General features: G+C 57.2%; 17 protein-coding genes and 5 pseudogenes. 6 read left to right on the top strand and 16 right to left on the bottom strand.

Features of this window, described 5'->3' with window-relative positions; genetic code table 11:
• Window positions 1-66 precede the first annotated feature (66 nt).
• The 8 genes from C5J26_RS21495 to tssI all read right to left on the bottom strand — a co-directional run bounded on the left by C5J26_RS21495 (window position 67) and on the right by tssI (window position 11,603).
• The gene (locus C5J26_RS21495; RefSeq protein ID WP_105403632.1) at window positions 67-669 is read right to left on the bottom strand and encodes a hypothetical protein; all 603 of its coding nucleotides are present in this window, start codon (window positions 667-669) and stop codon (window positions 67-69) included.
• 180 nt (window positions 670-849) lie between these two features.
• The gene (locus C5J26_RS21490) at window positions 850-1,284 is read right to left on the bottom strand and encodes a hypothetical protein (RefSeq protein WP_105403631.1); all 435 of its coding nucleotides are present in this window, start codon (window positions 1,282-1,284) and stop codon (window positions 850-852) included.
• Entirely contained in the window at window positions 1,281-2,354 is a 1,074-nt protein-coding gene (locus C5J26_RS33295; protein ID WP_245437541.1) for a hypothetical protein, read from the bottom strand. Before C5J26_RS33295 ends, C5J26_RS21490 begins: the two co-directional genes overlap by 4 nt.
• 75 nt (window positions 2,355-2,429) lie before the next feature.
• Window positions 2,430-3,026 carry a hypothetical protein gene (locus C5J26_RS21480; protein WP_105403630.1) on the bottom strand — a complete coding sequence of 199 codons (597 nt, stop codon included), beginning with the start codon at window positions 3,024-3,026 and terminating at the stop codon, window positions 2,430-2,432.
• Window positions 3,027-3,040: 14 nt separating this feature from the next.
• Entirely contained in the window at window positions 3,041-7,501 is a 4,461-nt protein-coding gene (locus tag C5J26_RS21475; protein WP_105403629.1) for an RHS repeat protein, read from the bottom strand.
• 79 nt (window positions 7,502-7,580) lie between these two features.
• Window positions 7,581-8,024: a PAAR-like domain-containing protein gene (locus tag C5J26_RS21470; protein WP_105403628.1), complete on the bottom strand. Its 444-nt coding sequence runs from the start codon at window positions 8,022-8,024 to the stop codon at window positions 7,581-7,583.
• The gene (locus C5J26_RS21465) at window positions 8,021-9,181 is read right to left on the bottom strand and encodes a DUF2169 domain-containing protein (RefSeq protein ID WP_105403627.1); all 1,161 of its coding nucleotides are present in this window, start codon (window positions 9,179-9,181) and stop codon (window positions 8,021-8,023) included. The genes C5J26_RS21470 and C5J26_RS21465 overlap by 4 nt, the downstream gene beginning before the upstream one ends.
• 10 nt (window positions 9,182-9,191) lie before the next feature.
• The gene (gene tssI / locus C5J26_RS21460; protein WP_105403749.1) at window positions 9,192-11,603 is read right to left on the bottom strand and encodes a type VI secretion system tip protein TssI/VgrG; all 2,412 of its coding nucleotides are present in this window, start codon (window positions 11,601-11,603) and stop codon (window positions 9,192-9,194) included.
• Window positions 11,604-11,958: 355 nt separating this feature from the next.
• On the opposite strand from tssI, the gene C5J26_RS21455 reads away from it, so the two are divergent.
• Both C5J26_RS21455 and C5J26_RS21450 read left to right on the top strand, forming a co-directional pair.
• Window positions 11,959-12,894, top strand: a complete 936-nt coding sequence (locus C5J26_RS21455) for an AP2 domain-containing protein (protein WP_105403626.1) — start codon at window positions 11,959-11,961, stop codon at window positions 12,892-12,894.
• Between the two features lie 463 nt (window positions 12,895-13,357).
• Window positions 13,358-14,367 (top strand): annotated as a pseudogene (locus C5J26_RS21450) (IS110 family transposase).
• A gap of 241 nt (window positions 14,368-14,608) precedes the next feature.
• Here C5J26_RS21450 and C5J26_RS21445 read toward each other — a convergent pair.
• From C5J26_RS21445 to C5J26_RS21415, 7 genes and pseudogenes are all read right to left on the bottom strand, one after another.
• Window positions 14,609-14,833 (bottom strand): annotated as a pseudogene (locus C5J26_RS21445) (transposase); the annotation flags it as partial.
• A gap of 83 nt (window positions 14,834-14,916) precedes the next feature.
• The gene (locus tag C5J26_RS32830) at window positions 14,917-15,192 is read right to left on the bottom strand and encodes a hypothetical protein (protein WP_172723929.1); all 276 of its coding nucleotides are present in this window, start codon (window positions 15,190-15,192) and stop codon (window positions 14,917-14,919) included.
• A 263-nt stretch (window positions 15,193-15,455) separates the two neighbouring features.
• A pseudogene (locus C5J26_RS21435) lies at window positions 15,456-15,789 on the bottom strand (transposase); the annotation flags it as partial.
• Between the two features lie 182 nt (window positions 15,790-15,971).
• Window positions 15,972-16,589, bottom strand: coding sequence for a LysE family transporter (locus C5J26_RS21430; protein ID WP_245437542.1), 618 nt, complete (start codon window positions 16,587-16,589; stop codon window positions 15,972-15,974).
• A 113-nt stretch (window positions 16,590-16,702) separates the two neighbouring features.
• Complete coding sequence (locus C5J26_RS21425) at window positions 16,703-17,887, bottom strand: helix-turn-helix transcriptional regulator (RefSeq protein WP_105403623.1); 1,185 nt, start codon at window positions 17,885-17,887, stop codon at window positions 16,703-16,705.
• A 132-nt stretch (window positions 17,888-18,019) separates the two neighbouring features.
• Window positions 18,020-19,117, bottom strand: a complete 1,098-nt coding sequence (locus C5J26_RS21420) for a LuxR C-terminal-related transcriptional regulator (RefSeq protein WP_172746009.1) — start codon at window positions 19,115-19,117, stop codon at window positions 18,020-18,022.
• A 327-nt stretch (window positions 19,118-19,444) separates the two neighbouring features.
• The gene (locus C5J26_RS21415) at window positions 19,445-19,999 is read right to left on the bottom strand and encodes an isoprenylcysteine carboxylmethyltransferase family protein (RefSeq protein ID WP_105403747.1); all 555 of its coding nucleotides are present in this window, start codon (window positions 19,997-19,999) and stop codon (window positions 19,445-19,447) included.
• Between the two features lie 217 nt (window positions 20,000-20,216).
• Between C5J26_RS21415 and C5J26_RS21410 the strand changes: the two genes are divergently transcribed.
• Window positions 20,217-21,104 (top strand): alpha/beta fold hydrolase, encoded by an 888-nt coding sequence (locus C5J26_RS21410; RefSeq protein ID WP_105403621.1) that lies wholly within the window; start codon window positions 20,217-20,219, stop codon window positions 21,102-21,104.
• A 595-nt stretch (window positions 21,105-21,699) separates the two neighbouring features.
• On the opposite strand, the pseudogene C5J26_RS21405 reads toward C5J26_RS21410, so the two are convergent.
• A pseudogene (locus tag C5J26_RS21405) lies at window positions 21,700-22,727 on the bottom strand (IS110 family transposase).
• Between the two features lie 194 nt (window positions 22,728-22,921).
• On the opposite strand from C5J26_RS21405, the pseudogene C5J26_RS21400 reads away from it, so the two are divergent.
• The 3 genes and pseudogenes from C5J26_RS21400 to C5J26_RS33680 all read left to right on the top strand — a co-directional run.
• Window positions 22,922-23,217 (top strand): annotated as a pseudogene (locus tag C5J26_RS21400) (IS3 family transposase); the annotation flags it as partial.
• A 110-nt stretch (window positions 23,218-23,327) separates the two neighbouring features.
• Complete coding sequence (locus tag C5J26_RS33685) at window positions 23,328-23,516, top strand: ATP-binding cassette domain-containing protein (RefSeq protein ID WP_371674167.1); 189 nt, start codon at window positions 23,328-23,330, stop codon at window positions 23,514-23,516.
• Window positions 23,510-23,728 (top strand): hypothetical protein, encoded by a 219-nt coding sequence (locus tag C5J26_RS33680; protein ID WP_342588858.1) that lies wholly within the window; start codon window positions 23,510-23,512, stop codon window positions 23,726-23,728. The genes C5J26_RS33685 and C5J26_RS33680 overlap by 7 nt, the downstream gene beginning before the upstream one ends.
• The last annotated feature ends 318 nt before the right edge of the window (window positions 23,729-24,046 follow it).

Genomic DNA, 24,046 nt, shown 5'->3' with positions numbered 1-24,046 from the left:
TAGAGTTGCTCCGAGTACATCGACAAGCGCCTTGGTCCGATCGGTGACAATGGCGGAATAAATCCGCTACGAAAGGACAATCCGGTGTTTTTTGATGTAATATTCCAATCCTGCCGATATCGGTGTCGCTCCTTCGGCAAGCTTCGCTAGTTGCATCGGCCAGTAGCAGCCTTCTGCGAGGTACTCCTCGCTAAGACCATCTATCAAGTGCCTTATATCCTGGGCAGTGCTGGCGAGAACAGCGAAACAGCGCTCATCATCCAGTCCAACCGGGATTATTCTGGCGCGCGCTAAATATACCCCGGACATGAATGCGCAATAAGTCCGGCAAAACTCAGTCAAATTCCGGTTTGCCTTGACATCAATGTTATCAAGATAATTTATACATATGACTTCACCTCCGATGTTTTGCGTGAACAAAGTTTGCGCATCGACACCAAACACTTGGTAGGCAGCAGAATTCACGACGATCTCTACTGTCTCGTCGTCGAAATCGGCGAAAACCGCCCTAGACGCCCGTACATCATCAAGGAAATTTAAGCCGTTATTGGTTATTTCGGCGAGACTGAATTCACCAGCGCGCCACACTCGGGTAGATTTCTCCGACAGGCGAACCGAGTTCGCGTCCAGCCAATCGACTGGTAGGGGTAGCCTCTTCGTCGATGTCATCTGCCTATCCCGCGTTTCAATGCGTTGTCGCCCCCCTGGAGAGATTTCTCTGCCGTAGGGGGTATAAGGGTAAGAGTATGTGATATCCGCCGAGGGACCTGGCGATTTCACAACATCATCGTTGTTGGAAACAGGCCAGGTTCAGATGTCACGCTGATCCGCGGGTCCGGGTTCATAACATCACTGGCAGGTGTCGCCGATCCGTTTCAGTTCAACGGCAGGCTCAAGCATCACATCATCGTCCTTGCCGACGAACCGGTAGCTTCCGCGCCATAGGCCATCGGCGGCTTCGGATATGCGCAAGCGATGATCACCATCCTCGCAGATTGCATCATAGGCGACGTCACCCATATCGGTAAAGTCCAGCTTGCATTGGCTTGCCGCGGCCTTCGGCAAGACCGGGTTCTTGTGGCTTTTCACCGCCCTGTCGTCGTAGCAAAGCTGAAAGATTTGCTCATCGTTCTTAAGCTCCGGAGTTAGAACGGGCGCGAATATGCGAACCTGCCAGAGGCCTTTGGGAAGGCCGCTCTCCTGGGCCGATACAGGCCCAGGCGCCAGGACCAGCGCGACAAGCAGGCCGATTCGAAGGAACGTCGCTTTGTCCATCGGTCTCATGGGCAATCTCCAATCCGCTTCACGGTGATGTCGGTGGTTGGTTGCGGCATGTCTTGATCGCCCTCGTAGACCTGGTTGTAGGAAATCTGGCCGCTGAAATTTTGGCCGTCACCGTCCGGCTGCAGGTAAAGCCCCCAAGAAGCGCCAATTCCGCCATGGTCGCACTGGGCGTCGATTTGCACACCGCTGTCATAAAAGTGGATCGTGTCGAGCAACACGCATTTGACGCCGGAGGGGTTGGGCATCAATGGTAGGGTTTCTGCCGTCATGCCCTGTTTGATGCACATGTCGCTTGTAGCTTCTACAATCTTCATTGCCGTTTCGGTGCGCTGCAGGGTCTTCCAGGAAAACCGCCACATGCCGCCCCACTCCGGCCGCTCCTTCGGGGCGTCTTCAGCCTGCGCCTGCGGCATCTCGCTCGGATTGGAGAGCCCGGCCGACTGCAGCGCGAGCCGCCGCGAAAACCAGGCGCCCATAATGTTAAAGTCGTTAAAGGTGATATGGTATGGCTTCAGCACTTCATCCTGCTTGGCGAGTTCTGTCCCTGCGACGGAGGCTTTGCGGCCGTAAAACACCTGAATTTCCCGGAACTTGTCCTCCGCCATTGGCTCCTGTTCTTGCAGCGGCGCCTGATTGAGAACCGACTGCGCGATATCTCTGCCCAGTGCTGCATAGGTCCCTTGCGCCGTTTCCGCGAAATAGCCGCCGAACATCTCGACCATGGTGAATGTGGGATCCTGTTTCATGCGGTCGGTGAACGTCGCATTGGCCGCCTCGAAGCGGGTCCTGTCGATACCGAATGTTTGGAATATCGCCTCGTGATTCCCGTTGGGATCGAGGAACATCCCATAGGTAACGTGCCCGTAGGTGCGGAAAGCGACGCCCTGGACGGGTTCGAGCAGTTTGGCGTCGAAGCCTGGGCGGATCGCTGCGATTTTCGGCAGAGACGCAGGGGAGAGCTGCCGGGTTTCAGGTGAGGACGGTGGCGATTGCGCCCGTCCGAAAGAGTGTGCGGCGACGGCTAACACAAGCGACACGGCAAGCTGGACGGTGAACGATCGCAAATGCATCGTGATTATTCTCCCAATCGGAACGGGTGACACATATTGACCGGAACGCGGATCGTATCCAGACCGTGGCCAAGGTTAGAATCCAAGATCTCTTAAATATCGGTCCGCTTGCCTAGGCACATGTCCAAGGAAGCCTCCATCGTCCTCGCGGCGGCTTTCGACTATCTGGCGAGCCCGCTGAAATTCGCCGACAAAGGTGGCAACCGTAATCGCATAGTCAGCCGGCGGGTTCTGCTCTAGGCTTGCCCGAAGCGACGGCATCATGTCCCGGTACTTTTCCAGGAGAGCACTTCCTTCGTCCAAGCAAGTCGCTACGAAAGTCTCCACGTCTTCATTTTCCAGAACATGGCGCACCGTTCCACCAAACAGTCCTAACGAGGCAGCGCCCGATACGTGCAGAGAATTTGGTATTTTCAGTTCTCCAGGGAATTCTCCAACGAGATTTCTACCGCTATAGGAGGTGCCGTACTCATCCAGGTAGAAAGCGAATTCATTAAGTGAGACATATCGAATCTCAACAGTGGTTTCGACTTTTCCGAGGGCTGTTGTAAAGAATGTTAGGAAGATTTTTTTGTCTACCAAGAGAAAGTCTATGTAACCTATCTTCTTGCAACCTTTCCGGTTGAGCTCTGCCCGAACTTCTTTTTTCAGAACGTTGTCAGATTTCGCCATCTTATCCTCATTGACTATCGGGGTGTTTCGCGCACGTAGCTCCCTTGAGGAAGAACGATTGGATTGTTCGGCGTGATTGTGCCTGGAATATTCGGCGCGTTTTTGCCTGTCAATGTGATCGGCTGTCCAGTCTGGATAGCGTTCTGCACCGTCCGCTGCCCCTCCGACAAGGTTACCCTGCCGCTCTTGGATTCGATAATTAGAATTTGCCGCCCTTTGACAGCAACTTGGTCCGCGTAGGAAACCAGCTTTCCGTTAATGCGGACAGTGACGTTTTCAAAAACCTGATAACCTCGGTCCCGATAAGCCTGCGTCACGCTAGTAGCGAAAGTGCTGCCAGGGCCAGGTAACCCATTCGCTGGAAGGAACTTGCCATCGGGACCCCTCGCTTGTAGCCCTAGATAGTCCGTTTCGATCAACGGATTTGCAACGTAAGATTGTGGTCTGTCGCCGCCGGTGAGTCCGACCGGATCGGGTGACACATATTGCCCAGTAAGCGGGTCGTAATATCGAAAGCGATTATAGTAGAGTCCGGTTTCAGCATCTTCGTACTGGCCGGGAAAACGCCAGGGGCAATGCATCTCGTCTGCTGGGAGTTTGTATTTCGGAGTTGTCGCAAGCGTGTCCTGAATGCGAACGGTGCGGATCGCACCCCAGACGTGGTGGTCAACCGCCCAAACGAGATCTCCTCTTTTGTCGAACATCTCCTTCGGCGTGCCGAGATGGTCGCAGACCACGGCCAAAATTTCTCCTGAGGCAAGCTGTTTGGCGAGGAGCCGATGTGTGTCCTCCTCGAAATGCCAATGAACCGCGGCCTCCCAGGCGACGTTGCCGTTCAACTGAAGAGGTGCTTCAGCGATCATACGATCGCCGTCCCAAAGATATGTGGTGCCAACAACTGGCAGGGCATTGTCGTTCTCTGCCTGACTATCTTGCCCAGCCCCGATCGCCGATGCGGGAACGCCATCGCTGCCCACGAGAGCCGGCCAAAGGCGTGCGACGCGCTCCTTCTCTTCGCCCGAGAACCTTTTCACCTTAGAAATTCTTCGTCCGAATGGATCGTAGCGGAAGAACCACTCCTCGCCGTCGTCCTTGGTCACTGCCGTCATGCGGTCATATGAATCCCAGCGATATCGCCAGCGCTCCGCCCGAAAACCGTTGCGTTCGACACGACGCTCGATCAGCCTCCCGCAGTCGTCGTGTGTGAGCTGCATGCGCTCGTTGCTCGGCCCTCTCGCAATCTGCACGACTCCGCCTGGCGTACGATGCCACGCAGACGGCCTGGACGAAGGCGTTACCGAGCCGAAGGCGGCGTCAAAACTGGCACCATATCCTGCGCTTTGGGTCGAGAAGGGTGCCGACGACGAGGCGCCGGCAAGGTTTCGTGCCGGGTCGTAATCGAAGCGCTCCGCGCCTCGAGTGCCCTCCGCCGAAATCACCTGGCCATTGTCGTCGTACTCGAAACGAACCTCTCCCCACAGGCCGTCGTCAATGCGCATCGGCGCGAAGGCACGGTCATATTGATAGATCCGAGCGATGGTACCCTGGCGTTTTGGCTGTCCTTCGCCCGACGGCACGCTCCAGCCAAGGCGGGAGATACCGATATCCGCAGGGCTTTTCGGTCCGGCCACCTGCGCCGCCAACTGGCCAGTAACGTCATAGCGCTGTGACAAGCCGAAGCCGCCGGTCTCTCTTCCTATCTCCCGGCCCAGTAGATCCCGTTGGAAAGTAATCTGGGTCTCTCCCGCAATCATTTGCTCAACCGCGCCAAGCGGATCACGAACGAATTCGACTGTTCCTCCACCGAAACCCATCATCTCCCGCGCCACGCGATCGCCCATGGAATCACGCTTCGATTTGATCCGCTTGCCGTTTAGTGTTTCACTCACAATGCGGCCGTTGCGGTCACGCTCGAATTCGACGAGCGCCGCGTGGTTTTCGGCCTTTACCAGAAGTCCCCGCCCATCGTACCAAAATCGTGTCAGATCATCTGGCGCACCTTTTGCGTCAAAGGTTTCGATACGCCGGATCAGGCCGGCCTTGTCATAGCCATAGACAAGTCGTGCCCCATCCGGTTTGATCGTTTCCACTACCCGGCCAACCGCATCACGACGATACTGAGTCAGGCGGCCGTCGAAATCCTCTTCCTCGACGACCCGGCCGGCGGCATCACGCCCATAGTGGTAGGTGAGCCCGAGCGCATTGGTGATGGACAAGATGCGCCCTTCGACGTCGTAACTGAAGGAAATCAAGCCACCTTTAGGATCGGTGATCGATTCCAGAATGCCAAATGCGGCGTTCTTGTAAGTCCAGGTCCGGCCCTCACCATCGGTCGCGAAGGCAAGCAGGCCCTGTCCATCGAACCCTTGACTGGCAGAGACCCCATCCGGCCTTGTTAGCCGTGAAGGTTTGTCGAAGCCACCTGTCCCTGAGTGGTATTCCTGACGCGTCGTCTGACCCAGCGCGTCGGTCGTGGCGAGCAGACGGTTGAAAACATCATATTCAAAAGTCGTTGTAGCGCCTCGGGCATCGGTCATAGAAGACAAACGATTGAAATCGTCCCAAGCTCGACGCTCGACCGCCCCGTTGGCGAAATGCGTCGTCACGACCCGCCCCTTTTCGTCGCGTCCGAGCCGGATGACATTGCCCTCCGCATCGGTCTCAGAGATGACGTTTGAGCGCGCGTCGTGCTCGTATGTTTTGCGATTTCCGGCACCGTCGATCACGAGATGCAGTTCCCCGTCGTCACCCCATATGTATGTGGTCGTGCGGCCTTCCGGGTCCGACGCTTCCTGTACATTGCCGCGAATATCGTAGCGCGTGCGGTGGCTGTTCCCATTCTGGTCTGTCGTCGAGATGCGGAAGCCATTTTGATCGTAACGGTGCACGACGGTGCCACCCAGGGCATCGATCTCGGCAGTGACATTCTCGTTTTCATCGTAACGGAAGCGCTGCGCGCCGGTCTGGCCGCCACCCGGAAGATACGTCGTTTCACCTTCCTGATATAAGAACCCATCACCGTTCCAAATACCGTTGGTGGCGGTATGAACAACACGGCCAGCGTCATCATAGGTGAATCGGGTGACTGAATCACGGGTCACGTTGTGCCAGCTATCAAGCAGATCGTGATCCGCCTGCCAGCCATACCGAGCGGACATGGCGAACGTACAATCGGCACGGGTCATGCGGCCCTTGGCGTCATAGGCATAGCGGGCGAGTTCAAGTTTCGAACCGTCCGTGCCGACTAGCGTGATGCGGGTCCGGTGGCCAACATCGTCGTTCTCGAACGTGAGGGACAGCCCGTCCGGTCCATCGACACGCTCTAGCCGACCGTCCTCGCCGCGGATGAGGACGAGCTCGAAACCGTTCAGATCGTCGATTTTCTCAAGGCGATAGATCCCGTCGTCATATTGGCGAAAATGTCGCGTCACGGGGCCGTCCTTCACCGTGAGCTGCTTCAGCCACGGGGCCTTGAGTTCCAGATTTGGGAAGCCGGCATTCGTAGAAGGAAGGAAGTTGAACGGCCGGTCGAACCAGATGCGCTTGCCATCCGCGTTATGAAAGATGAGCTTACCGCGTTCCGGATTTGAGAAGACCTCGTCGAACATCGAGATCTGGCACGAGCCCAGTGGACTTACGTAGCGCGTCGGCAAGCCGAGCTTGAGTCCCATGTAACGCGCACCGTTGAAGCTGAAGGTGCCGGGAACAAGGAAATCGCGCCATGTTTCGAGATATTCGCCATTGGAGACTGAGACAGGCTCGCCGACGGTTGGCGCGGCGTTCGGACCCGACCTAGGGGTCCTTGGGGGCTCAACTGGCGTCGGCTGGCTGCGCTTAAGGAAAATTCCGCGGCCAGCGCCCGGCCTTGGCATTCTTGCCGCGCCTCCCGGGATAGGTAGAGCCATCACCAACGCAGCCATTGCGGCCTTTTGGTTATCCATTTCCGCGGTTGAGGTTTGGGCATTTACTTTATGTTTCTGTTCGCAAAGAGCCCTAAACTCCTCCGACTTGCCGGCACTTTTCGCTTCCGCCATTTGTTGATCTATAGACTCGATCATCTCCAGGCGAGACATGTGCTCATGCGGACCTCGGAAGCTCAGCGCATCCCAGCCAGTTACTTGATAGGCCAGGCCTCCATTCGCCTTGCCCTTTCCGGCAAGCCAATCGGACAGCGGAAGACTTTGCAGATAGCTAAGGCGTTTTTGCTCAGCGTTGGGGGCGATATAGCTTGTAAATCCCTTGTCTAAATCGCCACTGCGCTGCCTCGCCAGGAGATCCTGTAATTCCTTGTCGCTATCTTTGTAGGATTGCGCGATCCGTTTGACGCTTTCTTCAAACGGGGATGGAGGGCAATAATAGGGGTTTGGTGCCGCTGTAGCATCAACCAGAAGAGTAGCATTGGCGTTGGCGTTCCGCTTTGCGACATTCTCGCCTGGAAGCTCACGCTCTGTCGTTTCTACTGCTTCACCCGCCACAGCCCACCCCACTTTTCGCTCGTCGCAGGCAGTTCACCCTGCTTTGCCAGTCGCCATCCTCGCATTCGTCGCCGCTGGCCTAAACGCCGAGTTTCAACCCGGTATTCAGGCCGCCCTCGATCATCATCGGATCAAGGGACTTTTGAGGTTCCCGTGGGCCGGGATCGGGTCGGTTGATCCATGCCTCCTGTAGATGTGCCCATGTCGAAAATCCTTCTGAGTAAACGAAGGGCGAGGCTATGTTGACCAGAGCGATACCTTTATAACCAGGACTGACAACGCCCTTCTTCACGCCCGGCTCATGACCGGTGACGCCTGGAACAGCGGAGTTCAATTGAAGGTCGAACTTGCCGTTGTCCCGCACGGTTGTCGAATAGCGGATTGCTTTGTCGAGTGTCACCATCGATGAGTAGGGGACTGGGACAACACTGGAACCACGTGGCGTCAAACACACGTCAGGCCCCTTGGAAGCAATGACATTGGACGCACACTTGCGCGCCGATACGTTAGCTGAGGTGCTCAATTGGTAACCTCAATTTCTAATTTCGACGCCTCCGGCCGGCGCAAGCCGAATTTACGGTCGTGGTTCAGGAACGCTTGCTCGTAGATGCCCGGCGGAAAATTTATCCGCCATGAGAGAAAGATGCGCCAGTTGCGGCGCGAAACAGCCGCGACATCGAGAAATACAGTGTCCAGAATCATATCCCGCGTTTCGATTTCCCCGTCCTCGGTGACGAAATCGACGGACAGGCTTTCATCCGGCAGGAAGAAGGAGAACTCGTCCGCGTTGACGCAAAGCCCAAGGAGACGAACCCGTTCGTGCCCTTTCAGATGAGGTTTTACGATCAGATCGGGATGCGCCGAATTGTGATAGGCAAAGCTATAATCGGGCGCCCATGCCGGCCAGATATTGTCTGTCCAGTTCTGATCATAGGTCCCGGCAAGTGGCAGGCGCGGATCCCACGCGGGCGGGATCGGGCCAAGACTCTGTGGCGTATAGTCCTTGTAAGGCTCGGAAATCGGTTCGGCCAGCGATTCAATCTGAGGAGCCGGCTGCGGAGCGGTGTGATTGCTCCATTCCTTGTCAAGTTTACCGCATCCGAGCGGATTGCGCGTATCAGTGTCGAAAAGGCGGTCGCCGTTTTCATTCTGTCCTTTGGGGATCTCGCCGCCATAGGCGTATTCGTAGCGCAGTGGCAGTTCACTGATCGCCTCTGGCTCGGATAGTTGCCAGCGATCGAAGTAGCCAAGATGCTTCCGCCACTTTTCCTTCTCCGCCTCGCTGAGATTACGCTTCCAGCGCGGTTGCCACTGCCGGGGTCCCGTCACCCGCAGCCGTTTCTCCAGTCTCGGAGCACCATCGTCTTCGATCACGACACCGCATTCCCATGATTGCTTGGGCGCTCCGCCGGCCACGCGCGCGACCGCGTTGAAAATGACATCGGTCGCCGGCTTGTTCGGTACCATGTCGGAGGGATGCCAAAGGGAAGTAACGTTCACGGCGCCGTAGCAAAGGTCGGTGAACACCATCGGCGCCTGTTCTTCAGCGACGAGAAGGCGCCCAGAAGGCGCAATCTCATAGGTCGCTTTGACGATGACTATACCGAATTCGCGGTTCTCGCTATCGCTGCTATAGTAGCGAAAATTCGGAAAAGGCGTGTTGTTGATAAGCTCTGGCATGGCCCGAGCCTCAGTTGTTATCGACCATCGGCGCCGTGAGCTGGATATGGCTCTCAGCGTCGATATAGATACGCACGCCCTTCAGCAGAATGGTACCATCATCCTTCATAATCAAGATCGACTTGGGCGGCTGGTCGTTGCCGTCGGCATCTTTTCCGCCTCCGACGCCGATATACAATTCCTTACCGATCGAGATGTTCTTCGTATGGCCGACAGTCTGATTGTAGACCTGGCCGACGGTGACGACCTTGGCGACGCCGACCTGTTCCGTCTGGGCTACACCGACGCTGGTATTTTGCATCCGGCTGACGAGGGTATTGAAGACGCCTTGACCGATCATCGACGCCACCTGCGCACCCAGGCCCGCTCCGGAAGAGCGCATTGCGTCACCCGCATCCACCCGCAGATCGCCGGCGGTCGCGTTATTGATGCCGGAACGCACCGTGTCCATGGACGGGATCATCGCGCCGAGAGCTCCCGTGGCCATGAGCCCCATATAGCCTGCGGCGTGCGAAATAGGATTATCCGGCCCACCAGCTCCCGATGGCGCGGAGCCGCCAATAGCTGCCTGCGCCGCGACAGCATTCCTGTCGCCGCCGGACGGGCTATCGGCAGTCGCATCTGATGCCAGCGACATGGCCTGCTGCAGCATTCCGGCGCTTGTCCCAGACAGACCGGCCAACAACCCACCTGCGATAGGGTTGACCATCCCTCCGACACCGCCCACGACCATGTTCAAGCCACCTCCAACCTGCTGGCTCATATTAGACCCGACCTCGAGGGACTTGTTCGCGCCTATGGAGTGCAACGCGTTGGCGTCCACGCGACTCGTCTGGTTGTTGAGAACCTTCGTCGTCTGATCCTTCTGGGCATGGAAGAACATGTTCTCCCGGCCGGCATCGTCCTCGAACGTCATCTCGTTGAAGCCGTTGCCCTTATGGGTATTGGAACGCATCACCATGCGGGTCTTGTTGGCCGGCAGGTCGTACGGCACCCCGTTCGAGGGGTTCGGGACGACGCCGGTGACCAGCGGCCGGTCCGGATCGCCGTCAATGAAGGCGACCATGACTTCCATGCCGATGCGCGGAATGACCTGCCCACCCCAGGCGGAGCCGGCCCAGTTCTGCGCCACACGGACCCAGCAGGTGTCGGAGCCGTCCTTCTTCGCCTTGCGGTCCCAGGGGAACCAGAGCTTGATGCGGCCGTATTGATCCGGATGGATTTCCTCGCCGGCCGGCCCTGCGACGATCGCGACCTGGGTTCCTTCGATCCGCGGACGCCTGGTTTCCCGATGCGGCGTCATCGGCACGCGGGATGGGGTCGCTTCGAATGTGTTGGTATATTCCGGCTCGTTCGTATTGGTCTCATAGGAGCGATCGACGACCTTCTGGGTCATCTTGGTCACCACATGCTCCTCGTAGACATGGTCCGGGTGGGCCACTTCATAGGGAGTGAAGCGGCGACCAACCTCGATGACACGCGAGGTCGAGGCTCCGAAGACCCGATCGTGATCGGCTTCCGATGCCTGCATCCTGAGTTTTTCCGCTCGCTCCGCTTCTGCAACCGTTGAGATACGGGCCGGATATTCGTAAAGCTCGCGCTTGGTCGCTTCTGGCATCTGAACCAGCGACGGCGTCATCGTGCCGGGCACCATGCGCGGCGTCTCGAAATTCCAGTCGGCGCCGGCGCGCTGGCCGGGCACATAGGAATAACGCCGGCTCCAGTCGCTGATATGGTTGCGGTCCGACGAACCCTGGGCTAGGCGGACCTTGCCTTCTCCTTGCGCGGAGGGCGAGGGGCCAAGCCATCCATGCGAACTATCAGCCACGTGCAGCTTATGCTTGCCGTCCTCATGGCTAAACCAGTAGAAAAGCCCATCTTCCTCGAAGCGCCTTGTTAAATAGGACAAATCCGTCTCGTTCCACTGCACCGAATAGTGCAGTGGGGGCGGGGGCGACACGATGACCGAGGTATCCGGCGCCGGAATCCCGTGTTCGGAAAACAGCGTCTCGACGACATCGATCGCGGTCTTGTCCATCCAGATCCGGCAATCGGAGCGGCGCGACAAAAGCCACATCTGGGGTCTGAGCACCATCGAATAGGACCGCAGGCCGCGGGTGATCGGCGGCCCTTCATTGAGCTCGGTAACCAGCCCGTTGAGAGGCCGGCGCACGGCGCTGCCGTCTTCCCCATCGCCCTGCTGCACCTCGACCGACACATCCATCAGCCGACCGATCAGTTCCTCCGGCTTGACGATCGGCTTCTTGGCACGCGCCGAAATCTTGATCTCGAAAAGCGATGACACCCCTTCCTCGATCGTCAGCCGTTCGGGAAGAAGCTGGTCCTCGCCCAACGGAGAGACGATCTTCAGAATACGGCTCGCCTGGATGAAATCGGCGGCGGAAGAGACGGCATTATCCATAAAACGATCCCCAACACGTCGAAAAACAAAAAAGGCACCACCGGAAACGGGATGATGCGGAAAAATGCACGCCATGTTTGCAGGAAACATAACGCCGCGCACGGCGAGGTCAAGCTCCAGCGGCCGAATCTTCGCAAAAGGCGGATACAGGTAAAGAAGCGGATGCATCCAGCTAAATATGCAATGAAGCCTGCTCAAGAGGGATTGAAGCCGCGACGATATTCTCGGTAGGTGGGTGGCCGGAAGCCGGTTCTCTCTCCATTCCGGCGCCTTATTTCCTCTACCGGCGGCAGACCTCCCTGCTACAATCAGAGTTGGAGCGTTGGTCATCGGCCTTGGTGAAGGGAAAAGTTGATTGGCCTTGAAAGACAAAAGCGGCGGATCGCGATTGACAGGCGCGAAGCCTGAGAACGATGTTGACACGTATGGGCTCGGACGCGAGGAAGCCAACAGCAATCGTGGAGCCGGATGGTGGGTCAGGCTCAGGCGGCAAGGACATAAGATCGTGAGGCTGTTCAAGGACAGCATCTACGGATCGCCTGAAGCAAGCCTTGAACAGGCAATGGCTTATCGGGATGCGGTGATCTCAGCGCTGCCACCGGCGACCAATCACGAACAGGCGGTGCTGCTGCGGAAAAACAACCACAGCGGCATTTCGGGTGTCAGGCGCATCGAGACTGACGATGGAGAGGCCTGGCAGGCCACATTGATGGACATTGATGGGCAGAAGCGGGCGACCTTTTCCATTGCCAGATACGGAGAGGAAGCAGCCAAATCACTTGCCATTGTTCAGAGAGGTAAGTGGCTGAAGGGATTACCTGTAAAATACCTTGCCTATGCCCATCACGCGGAAGTGGTGGCAATGCAGCGTTTCGCCGACAGGCTGGTCCCGGTGAGCGACGTCTTTCCAGTGGTCAATATCACCGACGATGAGATCAAGGCCCAGTTGAAAGACATCAACGCACGCTTTGATGCGCTACGTCCGCAACGGCTGAGGGTGCGGGTCAAGAGCTATGCCGAGGACCGCCTCTCCGTTTCCGTCTCGGACGCAGGATACCCGGCACGGCGTAAACTGTTCCAGCTGAACCGCAATCAGCAATCGCTGGAGGTAGTTCTGACGACCGCAAATATCCGTATCGAAGAAACCATTACCCACTTCTACAATGCCGGTGTCGCAGGCTGGTTCAGGGAAAGCCATGGCAATAGCCTTCTCGATCCAAGCCGATTCGATCCCTGCGAAGGTTTCAACGTGCTTGTTTTTGTGCCGGGAGAATTGATCACGGGCAAATAGCCTCGGTGTCTGCACCCCCAGCCGCCAGCCACAGGGCAGGCGCTTTCCGCACAATGTTTTGCCGCATCCTGGCAGCGTCATCCCCAAGTACTCTAAAATCGAGCAGATCGACCACTTTTGTGTCTTTTTGGCCGGATCCACACCTGGACTGACGACCTAATTGCTTTGTCCTCATGGCGCACTCCGAGTACAGGAACTGCTAAGTCGCGACACGCGTGTCGGCGTTGTCAAGCGTTGTTGCCCTTTTCCTCTTTGCCTTGCGAGCGAGGGAGCTGGCGTTTTCACAACATCATCGTTGTTGGAAACAGGCCAGGTTCAGATGTGACGCTGATCCGCGGGTCCGGGTTCATAACATCACTGGCAGGTGTCGCCGCGTTTTCGATTGATGTTGTGGATGGCTCCTGCTCCCGCCGGCGTATTCCGGCATAGTTTGGATGACATCATCCAGATCAAAGGAGCGACCATGTCAGAGCTTGCTACAGTGGTATCGATCTCGCAAAGAGCGTCTTCCAGATCCACGGTGTGGACGAGAACGGTCTGGTTCTTGTGCGCCGCCAGCTTCGCCGCAGCCAATTACTTGCATTTTTCCAGAAGCACCCACGATGCCTGATTGGCATGGAGGCTTGCGCCGGCGCTCACGATTGGGGCCGCAGGCTTCAGGAGATGGGGCATGACGTTCGGCTGATGCCGCCGTCCTATGTGAAGCCGTATGTAAAGCGCGGAAAGACCGACGCCGCAGACGCGGCCGCCATCTGCGAAGCTGTGACACGTCCCTCGATGCGGTTCGTCGCCATTAAGAGCGAGGCCTGCTCGTCGGTCATGGTTCGTCACCGCACGCGAGACTTCCTGGTTCGCCAGCGCACGCAGATCGGCAATGCGATCCGAGCGCACATGACAGAATTCGGCATCACAACTGCGAAGGGCGCGCAGAATGTCGATCGGTTGAAAGAGCAACTGGATCAGTTGCCGGGAGCCGCGCGGTTGCCCGTGGCCTTACTCTTCGACCAACTGTTCGAGACAAACAAGCGGATCGAGCGGCTGACAGACGAGATCGAAGAAGCCTACGGGCAAAACGAAACAAGCCAGGGTTTGGCGACGATCCCAGGCGTGGGAATACTGTCGGCAACGATTATCGCGGCCACCACCCCGGATGTCGACAACTTTGACTGTGCGAGGGACTATGCCGCCTGGCTCGGCCTTACGCCCAAACCTCACTCCACCGGAGGCAAGCAGAAGGTGGGCAGCATCTCGAAGATGGGAAATCGCTACATCCGGCGTTTATTGTATCTCGGCGCGATGGCACAAATCATGCTCAGGCGCCGGCTCAAGAGAGAGCCGGGATCGGATTGGCTATCGGGAATGCTGATCCGGAAGAAAGCAAAGGTTGTCGCGATTGCCTTGGCGCATCGCATGGCGCGAATGATTTTTGCCGTCCTGAGGGACGGCTCTCGATACGAGCCGCAGGTAGCCTGACGGGCTCTCAGAATGGTCAGGGCAACGTGAGGTGATGGCGAACGAGCGGAGACGAAGAACCAGGACACCCCGATCAATCCGAAGTTCTTCGAGCGCGCTCGATTGAGTGGGACCTGTTCTCCAAGCGGATATTCATCAGGGCGCGCAGCACTTGCTGCACATCAGACGCCGTATACATGGCCGCAACCGACCTGTTTACTGGAACCAATCGTATCCTTGACACGCAGGAGCCATCCATACAGGGATTGAAGTCGGGACTATAGGGCGGCAGGAACATGAGCTTGGCGCCGGCCCGCTCGATGGCATCCCGCACACCGGATGTCTTGTGTGCCGGCAAGTTGTCCATGACGACGACATCACCGACCTGAAGAGTCGGGACCAGCACCTGCTCGACGTAGGCCAGGAAGACGTTACCGTTCATGGCGCCATCATAGACAAATGGCGCGGTCATTCCGGTGAGACGTAAGCGGTGTTTTCCTCGCACATTGACCAAGCTCGATTGGGCTTTCCGAAAAATGCCGCTACGACATTGATGGCAAGAATGCGCCATTAGCGGTCATTGAAACTGATGCTAGTGAAGTCATCGGTTTTGCCGTTCCAAGTGCCGGATGCAAAGGCGGCTACCGAATGCCCTGTGGGCGGACCTTCATCCAGACGGCCCACCGTTAAGCCGAGCTCGTCGAACAGTATGATCCCAACAGAAATCGCGGCTCCCCCGTTTAGCTCTTCCAATGCGCGGAGTACCTTTAATCCGTTCGTTCCGAAAACAGATATCCCTCGAAACATAACTACCCCAATATCGTAGAAGGCTTCGATCTCGCTCACGCGATTTTCTCGATAGCGTACGACTGGCGCTTTGGTACCGCGATGCTCACTGAACGTATCAGGCCGAAGGCCGCGTCTCGACCGGTCTGGTGCCCCAATGTGTGTGGCGACATCCTCTGGAGTCATGTCAAATCTTATAGGCCCAATTCCTGAGAAAGAGTCGATGAGCCATGTCATGTCAGTCTTCTCCAAACTCTTTGGAGAGATTAAGGGATGCGTAAATTTGAGCAACCCCAGTGACCGCTTCGGGCCGACAGCAGACTTCAGCCGTTTGTTCGTCCCGAATAATTCCACGGCAAAAGCATCATCGATGCAACTCTGCCTGTGACCGTTGACGATGGCGGTGAGCGTCGCAGTCAAATAGGTCAGCGGATCGACGGCATTGAATTTGCAGGTTTCGATCAGCGAGGCGATTGTCGCCCAATTCTCTGCTCCCGCGTCATGGCCTGCAAAGAGCGCGTTCTTGCGATTGAGAGCTATTGGTCGGATGATCCGCTCGACGGTGTTGTTGTCGATCTCTATGCGTCCGTCGGTCAGGAAGAGCTTCAGGCCGTCCCAGTGTTTGGCGATGTAGGCCAAAGCCTCGCCGAGCGGCGACAGAGAAACAGTCGGCAGTTGCCGGTATCCATGCTACGCCCCGTAAAAATTGCAGCTTTCGATACCTGGTGCAAACCAAACGCCCTCGCCCCGCCTGGCGAAAGCCGTCCGTCCTAGATGGGGTCTCCGAGGAATGCAGTTATCTCGTCTATCAGGAATGGGGCCAAACCTTGCTACCTGGTTCACACCGAAGTCTCATAGAGCAGCTTTAGAGCAAAAGCCCCCATTGCGATGGCTAGGACGTACCTCGCTTTTTTGCACCACTTCGCCTCCGTGCTTCGTGTCGAACGGGTGGAAACCAGCACACCGACGGCGGTAAACCACAACATCGCCATCAGGAAGATGACACCGCACGCGACCGCGTTGCCGGTAGCTGTCCTGAAACCCGGTTCGGCAAGATAGAAACTGGCGAAAAACGGGAAAGACAAGGGATTGCATAGAGCCGTCACCAGGCCCAAGCCGAAAAGCCGGACATGGAATGTCTCCGGCGAGAGTGACCGAGAAGCTCGGCGGCTTGCCGGGTGCCTGATCAGTCGCCACGCCGAATGCAGTAAAATCGAAGAAAGAAGGAGAGAGGCCCATCGGTTTAGACCGTCGAAGTTTCCGAGCGTCGACGTGCCGATCGCTGCAATGTAGCAGGCGGCAGCGGCGCCCGAGGCGATGCCTGCCGCAACGCTGAGAGAGCGATACCAGGACGGCTCGACAGCAACTCGTAAAACCATGAATAAATTTGGTCCTGGCGATATCAGGACCAGGGCGTACGGCAATGCCAGTGAAGCAAGCAGCGGCATGATGATCATTGTCGGGCCACTCAGTTGCCGGGGACGCGGCAATCTGGCAATTTTCACATGACCTCGCGTCACCTGATCGGGCGAGGCCTCTGCGCCAGGATTGTTCAGTTTTAGGGAGTGGATCAAACCCCGGGCGATGTATAGCTACCGCCTGGGCCAAGGGCCGCGGGTCTTTTTTCCACAATCGGAATCGATGCAATCAGCTTGGCCAGTGCAGCCTGCGATTGGGTTCCTGTTTTGCCAAAACAGCGGCCGACGTGCGTCTTGACGGTGTTGGGAGAAATCCCCAGCACCTGCGCGATTTCAGGGAGGTTCATTCCGTTGCCGATCATCGCCGCGACCCTCGTCTCGGCTTCGGTGAGCTGAAAGATGTTCTGCAATTGCCGGGCTTGCCGGCGGGTTTTTCTTTCGGGATCCACTATATGAACAAGGACACGGGCGTCCCCATCAACCGCATCCCACTCGCAGAACGGCGCCGGGGCGAGTGGAGTCACGACCAACAAGTAAGGCGGCAGGCCTGACGGCCTATGGACCGGCAGCGCTCCTTCGAAAGGCGTGTCGCCACCATGGGCGACGATAAGCGCCTGCCGGATGGCGTTTGCCAGCCGGGCCGATGTTTCGGGAATATGGGCTGAAAGTGCAGGCCGCTCGGATCTGCTTACAAACAGGCCGTCGGCTCGCTTCAGGAGAGCTTCGGCTGCTGCGTTAAGCAGTATGATCGTGCCGCGCGAGTCGATCAACGCGGCAGCATCCGACATTACGTCGATCAATCGCTGCGCCAATCCCGGAGCGCGGCCTATCTGGTTCATTTGGAGCGACAGATCGATCGCCCGCGCGATATGCGGTTCGATCCGCTTGAGGCGGGTCTTGGCATTCAGCACTTGTTCCTCTTGTTGGCGGGACAGAAAGAGGGCGACCCCTCCAATGCCTCCGCGCTCGTGTAGGCTGGCATGCGGCATGAAGAGTTGGTTGAATATGTCCTGAGGCTCGCAGATGTCGGCATAAAAGGCGGAATGTCGAACGGCCTCTGCATCGATCAGTGTGTTTCCGACTGCTATTTCGTTGGGCCTGATTTTCTCGAAAGCACGTGCGTATGGATTGCCGGTGTAGTGCTTGAGATACAAGGCATTTAAGTCCTCGCGCATGCGGCCAGGGATGAGGAAGCTGCCACGGCCGCCTGGCGCCTGGTAGACGATATTTCCAGCAACGGCGCCGACATGGTCGATGATCGAACCAAGCGCGTGTGACCAGGTGTCGGTTCCGCCCGCGGCTCGATAGATACCGTCAATGACCTCCACATGATCCATATCAACGCCTCTTAGTCAATCAAAGGAACCTGCCCAACCGCTGCACTTTCATGATTGCCTATGGGCAGGCGATGGTAGGCGACCGGATGCCCATGTTGCTGGATAGTCAGATCTGCGCCGGCCATTCGCGGGCTAGTCCAGACTCGGCAGAGTGACTGAACCAACTGCCTTCAGCAGAGCTATCAACTCCGTCTGGCGTCGCGTTCCTGTCTTCTCAAAAATTTCTTCGAGATAGCTGCGGGCAGTCCGGTAGCTCAAATTTAGTTGCTCTGCGGCATTGCGCAGCGATAGACCGGTCGCCAGAATAGCGGCAAGACGCGCGTTCGACGGAGAGAGGCCAAACAGTTTTCTTACCAGTTCGGCAAGATTTACGTCGGCGGTAGCCTCTACCTTTCTGATCAGGATAAGAGCACAGCGTTCGGGGAAGATTTCTATTGAGCCAGCCATAGGCAAGGGAGTGACGGAAACCACTTGTCGGGACGTCAACATGCCGGTGTCATCGGAGGCGATCATAGCCATGCCTCCGGCACCGGATCGCTTGTCATCCAGGGGGGCACATGACTGCGCGACAAGCCGTTCAAGCTTCGGCACGTCTTCGTCACGGGTCGTGCGAAGGTATCCCGACCTTACCCGAACGGCCGCGTCCTTTTGAACCAGAAGCCGTTCTGCGGCTTGGTTCAGTTCCAGTACCTTGCCGCGTCCATCAACCACCATGTAGGCATGCAACAGATTGGCGATCCCGGGAAAGGCGGCATGACGGAGGGCAATCTCGAGCTCCTTTGCACGCCTGATATGTCCCGCCAACTGCTCGAGTAGATCAACGTCTCTACGCTCGAATTCCGGCTGCACCTTGCTCCGGGATATGTCGACAGACCAGCGTGTCGTTCGTCCGTTACGGAACACGCACAACAAGCCGTTGTCCATATCGCGGGGTTTGAAGAACCTCCTCGAATAGTCGCCCTGTCGAAACGCGTCCAGATCGACCATCTCGCGATAACGCTTCGCCCTGTTGAGGGGCGCTTGCAGCCACGCCTTGGTCAACATGTCGTTCCTGGAAAGTTCAAGCGCCTCGGTTCCAATAAACTCGGGGTCTTCGACTGAAGCAACGGAACGAAAACCGGAGATGGGATCCGTTAAAATGATGCAAGCACGGGAGCCCCCGAAAAGACGCGTTGTAGCGTCTAAGGCCTCGGTCCAGCCATCCGCCTCATAGGCCGCACGGTAGTACAAGTCGACCACCGTGGAGAATTCTCTAAGGGTTGGTTGTGACATATGGTGCGTTCAAAGCTATTGGGATGATTGATGCTAAGATCTATTGCGGCATTTCTTGCTTACGTTTACGAAAGTAACCCGACCTGTGGCACCTGGCAAATGCCGGGTGTCGATGAAAGAATTTAGCGTGGCGGCGCGGGAGTCGCCCGTCGGGCCATCCTCGGCACGTAGAGCCTCGACGAAAAGCCGTGCTTCCCGGCGACGAGCGTTACATTGAATGGCCCGGTCCTGGACCCAAAGCGTCCCATAGAACGCGCCACGCGCTACCGCTCCCTCGGAGCCAGGCTATCGCTGATCAAATCGTGGTGTCAGGAAGCCCGTCTTGCGCCGATAGGCTTCATATTCGGACGCCAGCGGTGATAGAGAGAATTTCCTCTCCTCGTTGCGGGCTGCAATCACATAGACAATCGTAAAAAATAAGACCGGCAGGATCGACCATATCGACCAAGATGCCAGGGCCCAGCCGCACCAGAACAACAGGTAGGACGTGTAAAACGGATGCCGCAGGTATCGGTAGGGGCCGTCGGTGACAAGACTATCTGGGTATTCGGGGTCGAACGCAAAGCGCAACCTGGCCTTTCTCGACGCCAACACCGCCCACCAGAATAAGCTCGCCGCCCCGAGTTCAAATCCCAGTCCAACTATTTGCACCCATCGCATCTGTCCTCCGGACCAGACCAGATACAGAAAAAACGCTGTCGTGGCGATGACCACCACCGAGATCAGCTTTGCTCCGGCTTCCATTTTCGGCGAGTTGAAATGGCCGCGCAACGACCACGCGTAGAACCCGACGATAGTCAGGCTGGCAATCGAAATGATCAAGTCGAGAAGAATGTGCATCTTGATGCCCACCATTTTAAGGTTGGTTACAATTGCTGCTGCCGACAGACCTAACCCGTATGCATCGCCAAGGCAAATGATCGATGTATGGCACGTGACTGCATCGAAATGCTTCGTACCGATGCAACCTTGTTTATATCCGGTTTAGGATGATCATACACCTGCCGTAGACATTGTTGTGCAAGACTTGAAGCTGTGCTTTCGGGATCCGCAGCTTATGGCCGTATTTGACCGTACAATCGACACCCGCCACGGGTCCGTGTGCATCAGCGACACCATGACCGGGGCCGCGCCGCTGGTTATGATACACGGCTCCGGCAGCTCCAGGCACGTGTTTACACGACAATTACAAAGCCATCTGTCCCGGAACTGGCGGCTGATTGCGATCGATCTTCCTGGGCACGGCGAATCGAGCGATGCCCGAGATCCGCAATCGACCTACACCGTTACCGGTCTTGCGGACTGCATAGGCGAGGTGGCCGCCCGCTTGGGCCTTCACCGCTTCCCTGTATTCGGATGGTCACTTGGCGGCCATGTCGCGGTTGAGATGGCGGGCAGCGGCAAGGGCATTTCCGGCCTCCTGTTATGCGGGACGCCGCCCGTCCCAAATGGTCTCGTCGGGATGCTGCGGGGTTTTAGCCCATCATTCGACATTCTTCTTGCATCAAAACAGAACTTTACGTCCCGCGACGTGGACCGGTTTCAGTCTCTCTGCTTCGGAGGCACGACCAATTCATCTTTTCGAGACGCGATCGCACGCTCTGACGGAAGGTTGCGAGCGATTTTCTCGCGCGCAATGCTGAGGGGGCAGGGGATCGATCAGCGCCGCGCGGTCGAACAGGCGGACATACCCATTGCCTTCGTAAACGGCTCGCGGGATCCTTTTGTCAAACTCAGTTATCTGTCGGGCTTGAACATCCAGTTGCTCTTCGAGGGCAAAGCTCATGTGATGGAGGGTGTTGGTCACGCGCCCTTCTGGGAAAATCCGGAAAGCTTCAACTCGCTGCTCGAGCGATTCTTGCAGGCCGTCGTCGCCCATGAAGCCAGAGCCGCGCCAGCGGACATGAGGGATCGGAACACTCTTCCGAAGAAGTCAGTTTTCTGAAAAGCACGGTGCGGCCCTCTCGGCTTCCTCATTGAGACCTGCAGCTCATCCGCCCGCGCCTGGGATGCCTTAACCAGACCTTGTCTAATTTCACACTATACTGATCGACTGACCTGTCTTGGAGTTGCTCAGCGAGCAGCCCGTCTTCAGCCGCCTGATCTCCCTCGGCCTCATCGTTGCCCTTGGCATTCGGGGCCGCAAACTTGTTCTTCCGGAGCTATTCGGAGGAAATGGAGGCAGCAAGGCATCATCATTACAACTGCATCAAAACCGAGCCTGAGCCCCGTTTGGACGCCGATCACCCCAAAAGCGGGTCCTTATTCGGCTCTGACTCATATGTGGAACGGCCCGGTTGGCAAGGTTTTTCAGCGCAAATCACCTCCGGACGGTGCAGTCATATGTCCGGCCTGTGAGCGCGGTCATTGACCGCTGGCCACGATGAGATCCGCGATGTCGATCGCCTAATCAATTTTGCGCGCTTAAAGGCGCAGTGAGTCAGACGGTCTGATCGACATCGAGGTATCGCCCCTCGGGTTCATCACCCTTTCGTACCTTGCCGCTTTATCCCGACGCAGGAACGCCGGGAATTCTGTTCCTACGCCTCTGCCATCGCTGGCGCTTGGTATGTGCCGCCCTTGACCAAAATCGCCCATATCGTGCGGGCCATCTTGTTAGCCAGCGCCACGGCTGCCACCTTGTAGGGGCGTCGTCCATTATTGAAACGACCCAGCCAGATAGCTTTGAACCTCTCCGAGCCTGTTTCAGGATCGATGTAGCACCGACAATCAGTAGAGTTCGTAACTGCTTATTGCCGCGCTTTGAGATCTTGCCAAGCCGCTCCTTCCCTCCGCTGGAGTTCGCTCTTGGCGTGATGCCGATCCAGGCCGCCAAATCCCGCCCTGTTCGAAAGGCTGCCGGATCCTGAACCGCGGCACGAACAGTCGCTGCAATAATAGGACCGACGCCGGGGATGGTTGTTAAACGACGTGTGGCATCATCAGCTTTCACTGCTGCGACAATCTTACTGTCGAGCACCTCAACCCTTTCTGTCAGCCTTTCGATCTGATCGGCCATCTCCAAAAGCGCAGCTCTGGCCGAGTTTGGTAGACGACCGTCACGATCGTCGCGCAAAATGGCGACGAGCTTTGCAATACTGGTCATGCCGGTCGCGGCGACGATCCCGAGCTCGACCATATGAGCACGCATCGCATTCACCGTCTGGCTTCGCTGACGCACGAGTAACTCTCGGGTCTTCAAAACCATCCCGGCAGCTTGCTCGTCCGGTGTTTTGACTGGCACGAAGCGCATTGTCGGGCGCGTGACCGCCTCGCAGATCGCCTCCGCATCGGCGGCATCGGTCTTGTTACGTTTGACGTAGGGCTTCACGTACGCTGGCGGCATCAACCGCACCGTATGACCGAATTCGCCGATCGCATTGGCCCAGTAGTGGGCACTCCCGCATGCTTCCATTCCGACAAGGCATGGTTCGATGTGACGAAAGAACTCCAACACCTGTGATCGCCGCAAGGCACGGCGGACAGCGACGTGCCCGCCTTCAGTGATGGCGTGGATCTGAAAGACCGACTTGGCCAAATCCAGTCCAATTGTGGTAATCTTCTCCATGGAACGGTTCCCTCTGTCTTGTGGCGATTGGCGTCACCACGATAGGCATCCTGGATGCCGGCGCGAAGGGCCGTTCCACACCATCACATTTGCTGCTGTTGAGGATGATGCTTTTGCTGATTCATCCGAGGATCAGCTATGCCGCGACGATTTCAGCGGGCGAGCCTCGATGCCGAAGGCGGGACAGTCGTCCATCCGACCATGGAGCGCATTATCGCTGGCCCGGCTGGCTCACTCGGATCAGCGATGCGAAGCTGGTACGTTCAATGTCCCGCAAAGGCTGTTCACAGGATAACGCAGCATGCGAAGGCTTCTTCGGCCGGTTGAAACCGGAACTCTTCTACCCTCGGGATTGGAAGACCATCACAATCGAGCAGTTTGTCCGCGAGATTAATGCTTACATCCGATGGCACAATGAAAAGCGCATCAAATTACCACTGGCTCACGCAACCCGGTCGAGTACCAAGAGAGCCTTGGCTTAACCGTGTAAATTAGTCCAACTTTTTATCCGCAGCCCCAAGGGGTCAATATGCCGAGCCGATTGACAATCTGGATTATCTGAAGGTCGCCCCGGAGCCGACAGCCTTATCGGCGAAGACTTTGAACCGGATTGGGACGCTGCGGGTCACGTCGGGCTTCAGCTTGAAGGCTACCCATATACCGTACGATTTCTCAGGCGGGCATCGGCAGCCCATCGGCATTGGCCGGGCGGTGGCGGTCAATCCGGAATTCCTGATCCTCGACGAGCCGACCTCGGCCGTGGACGTTCGGTCCAGGCGGATGTGCTGAACCTGCTGCACCGGCTGCAGGTCGAGCTCGGCCTCACCTACTTTTTCATCAGCCACGATCTCGGCGTCATCCGCTATATCTGCGACGATGTTGCGGTGATCTATCGCGGCAAGGTGGTCGAGCAGGGACCGGTCGCCTATTGCCCGCAAAAGAGGTGGCTCGACCGTTTTTCCCGTTCGAGCCACCAAGCAGTCTGTTGGCAAGGCACATAACAACCTTGCCGTCAATCGAGCGTGACACGGCCGTCAAATGTAACGGCTTCACGCTTTGTAGGTCATTATTTTCCGCATTTCGGACAGCGGTTACGTGGTGCGAGACCGCAAACCCAACGATTTCGTCGAATTCGAGGTTGGACCGTCAGCGTGAGCGGTTCCGCCGAAGATCCCGATCGAGCCGTCGATGCGGCCTCCAGGGTAGCACTTGGAGCTGGTTGAGGCATGTGCCCAGCCGTCATGGAAGCCCATTTCCTCGTGGTTCTGCCGGTCGGCGTCGGGGCCTGTGCCGCACCAGCGCCTGGTGGAAATTTTGGA

This window comes from Neorhizobium sp. T7_12 (genome assembly GCF_002968535.1).
GTDB classification, from domain to species: Bacteria; Pseudomonadota; Alphaproteobacteria; order Rhizobiales; family Rhizobiaceae; genus Neorhizobium; species Neorhizobium tomejilense.
Note: the sequence above shows the minus strand (reverse complement) of the source record. Positions and strands in the feature narration are given on the sequence as shown.

Bases quoted from the DNA above. Each gene is read 5' to 3' on its own strand.
- C5J26_RS21415 (WP_105403747.1), bottom strand. From the start codon at position 19,999: ATGCACATTCTTCTCGACTTGATCATTTCGATTGCCAGCCTGACTATC.
- C5J26_RS21425 (WP_105403623.1), bottom strand. From the start codon at position 17,887: ATGGATCATGTGGAGGTCATTGACGGTATCTATCGAGCCGCGGGCGGA.
- C5J26_RS21495 (WP_105403632.1), bottom strand. From the start codon at position 669: ATGACATCGACGAAGAGGCTACCCCTACCAGTCGATTGGCTGGACGCG.
- tssI (WP_105403749.1), bottom strand. From the start codon at position 11,603: ATGGATAATGCCGTCTCTTCCGCCGCCGATTTCATCCAGGCGAGCCGT.
- C5J26_RS21490 (WP_105403631.1), bottom strand. From the start codon at position 1,284: ATGAGACCGATGGACAAAGCGACGTTCCTTCGAATCGGCCTGCTTGTC.
- C5J26_RS33295 (WP_245437541.1), bottom strand. From the start codon at position 2,354: ATGCATTTGCGATCGTTCACCGTCCAGCTTGCCGTGTCGCTTGTGTTA.
- C5J26_RS21465 (WP_105403627.1), bottom strand. From the start codon at position 9,181: ATGCCAGAGCTTATCAACAACACGCCTTTTCCGAATTTTCGCTACTAT.
- C5J26_RS21410 (WP_105403621.1), top strand. From the start codon at position 20,217: ATGGCCGTATTTGACCGTACAATCGACACCCGCCACGGGTCCGTGTGC.
- C5J26_RS21430 (WP_245437542.1), bottom strand. From the start codon at position 16,589: ATGATCATCATGCCGCTGCTTGCTTCACTGGCATTGCCGTACGCCCTG.
- C5J26_RS21480 (WP_105403630.1), bottom strand. From the start codon at position 3,026: ATGGCGAAATCTGACAACGTTCTGAAAAAAGAAGTTCGGGCAGAGCTC.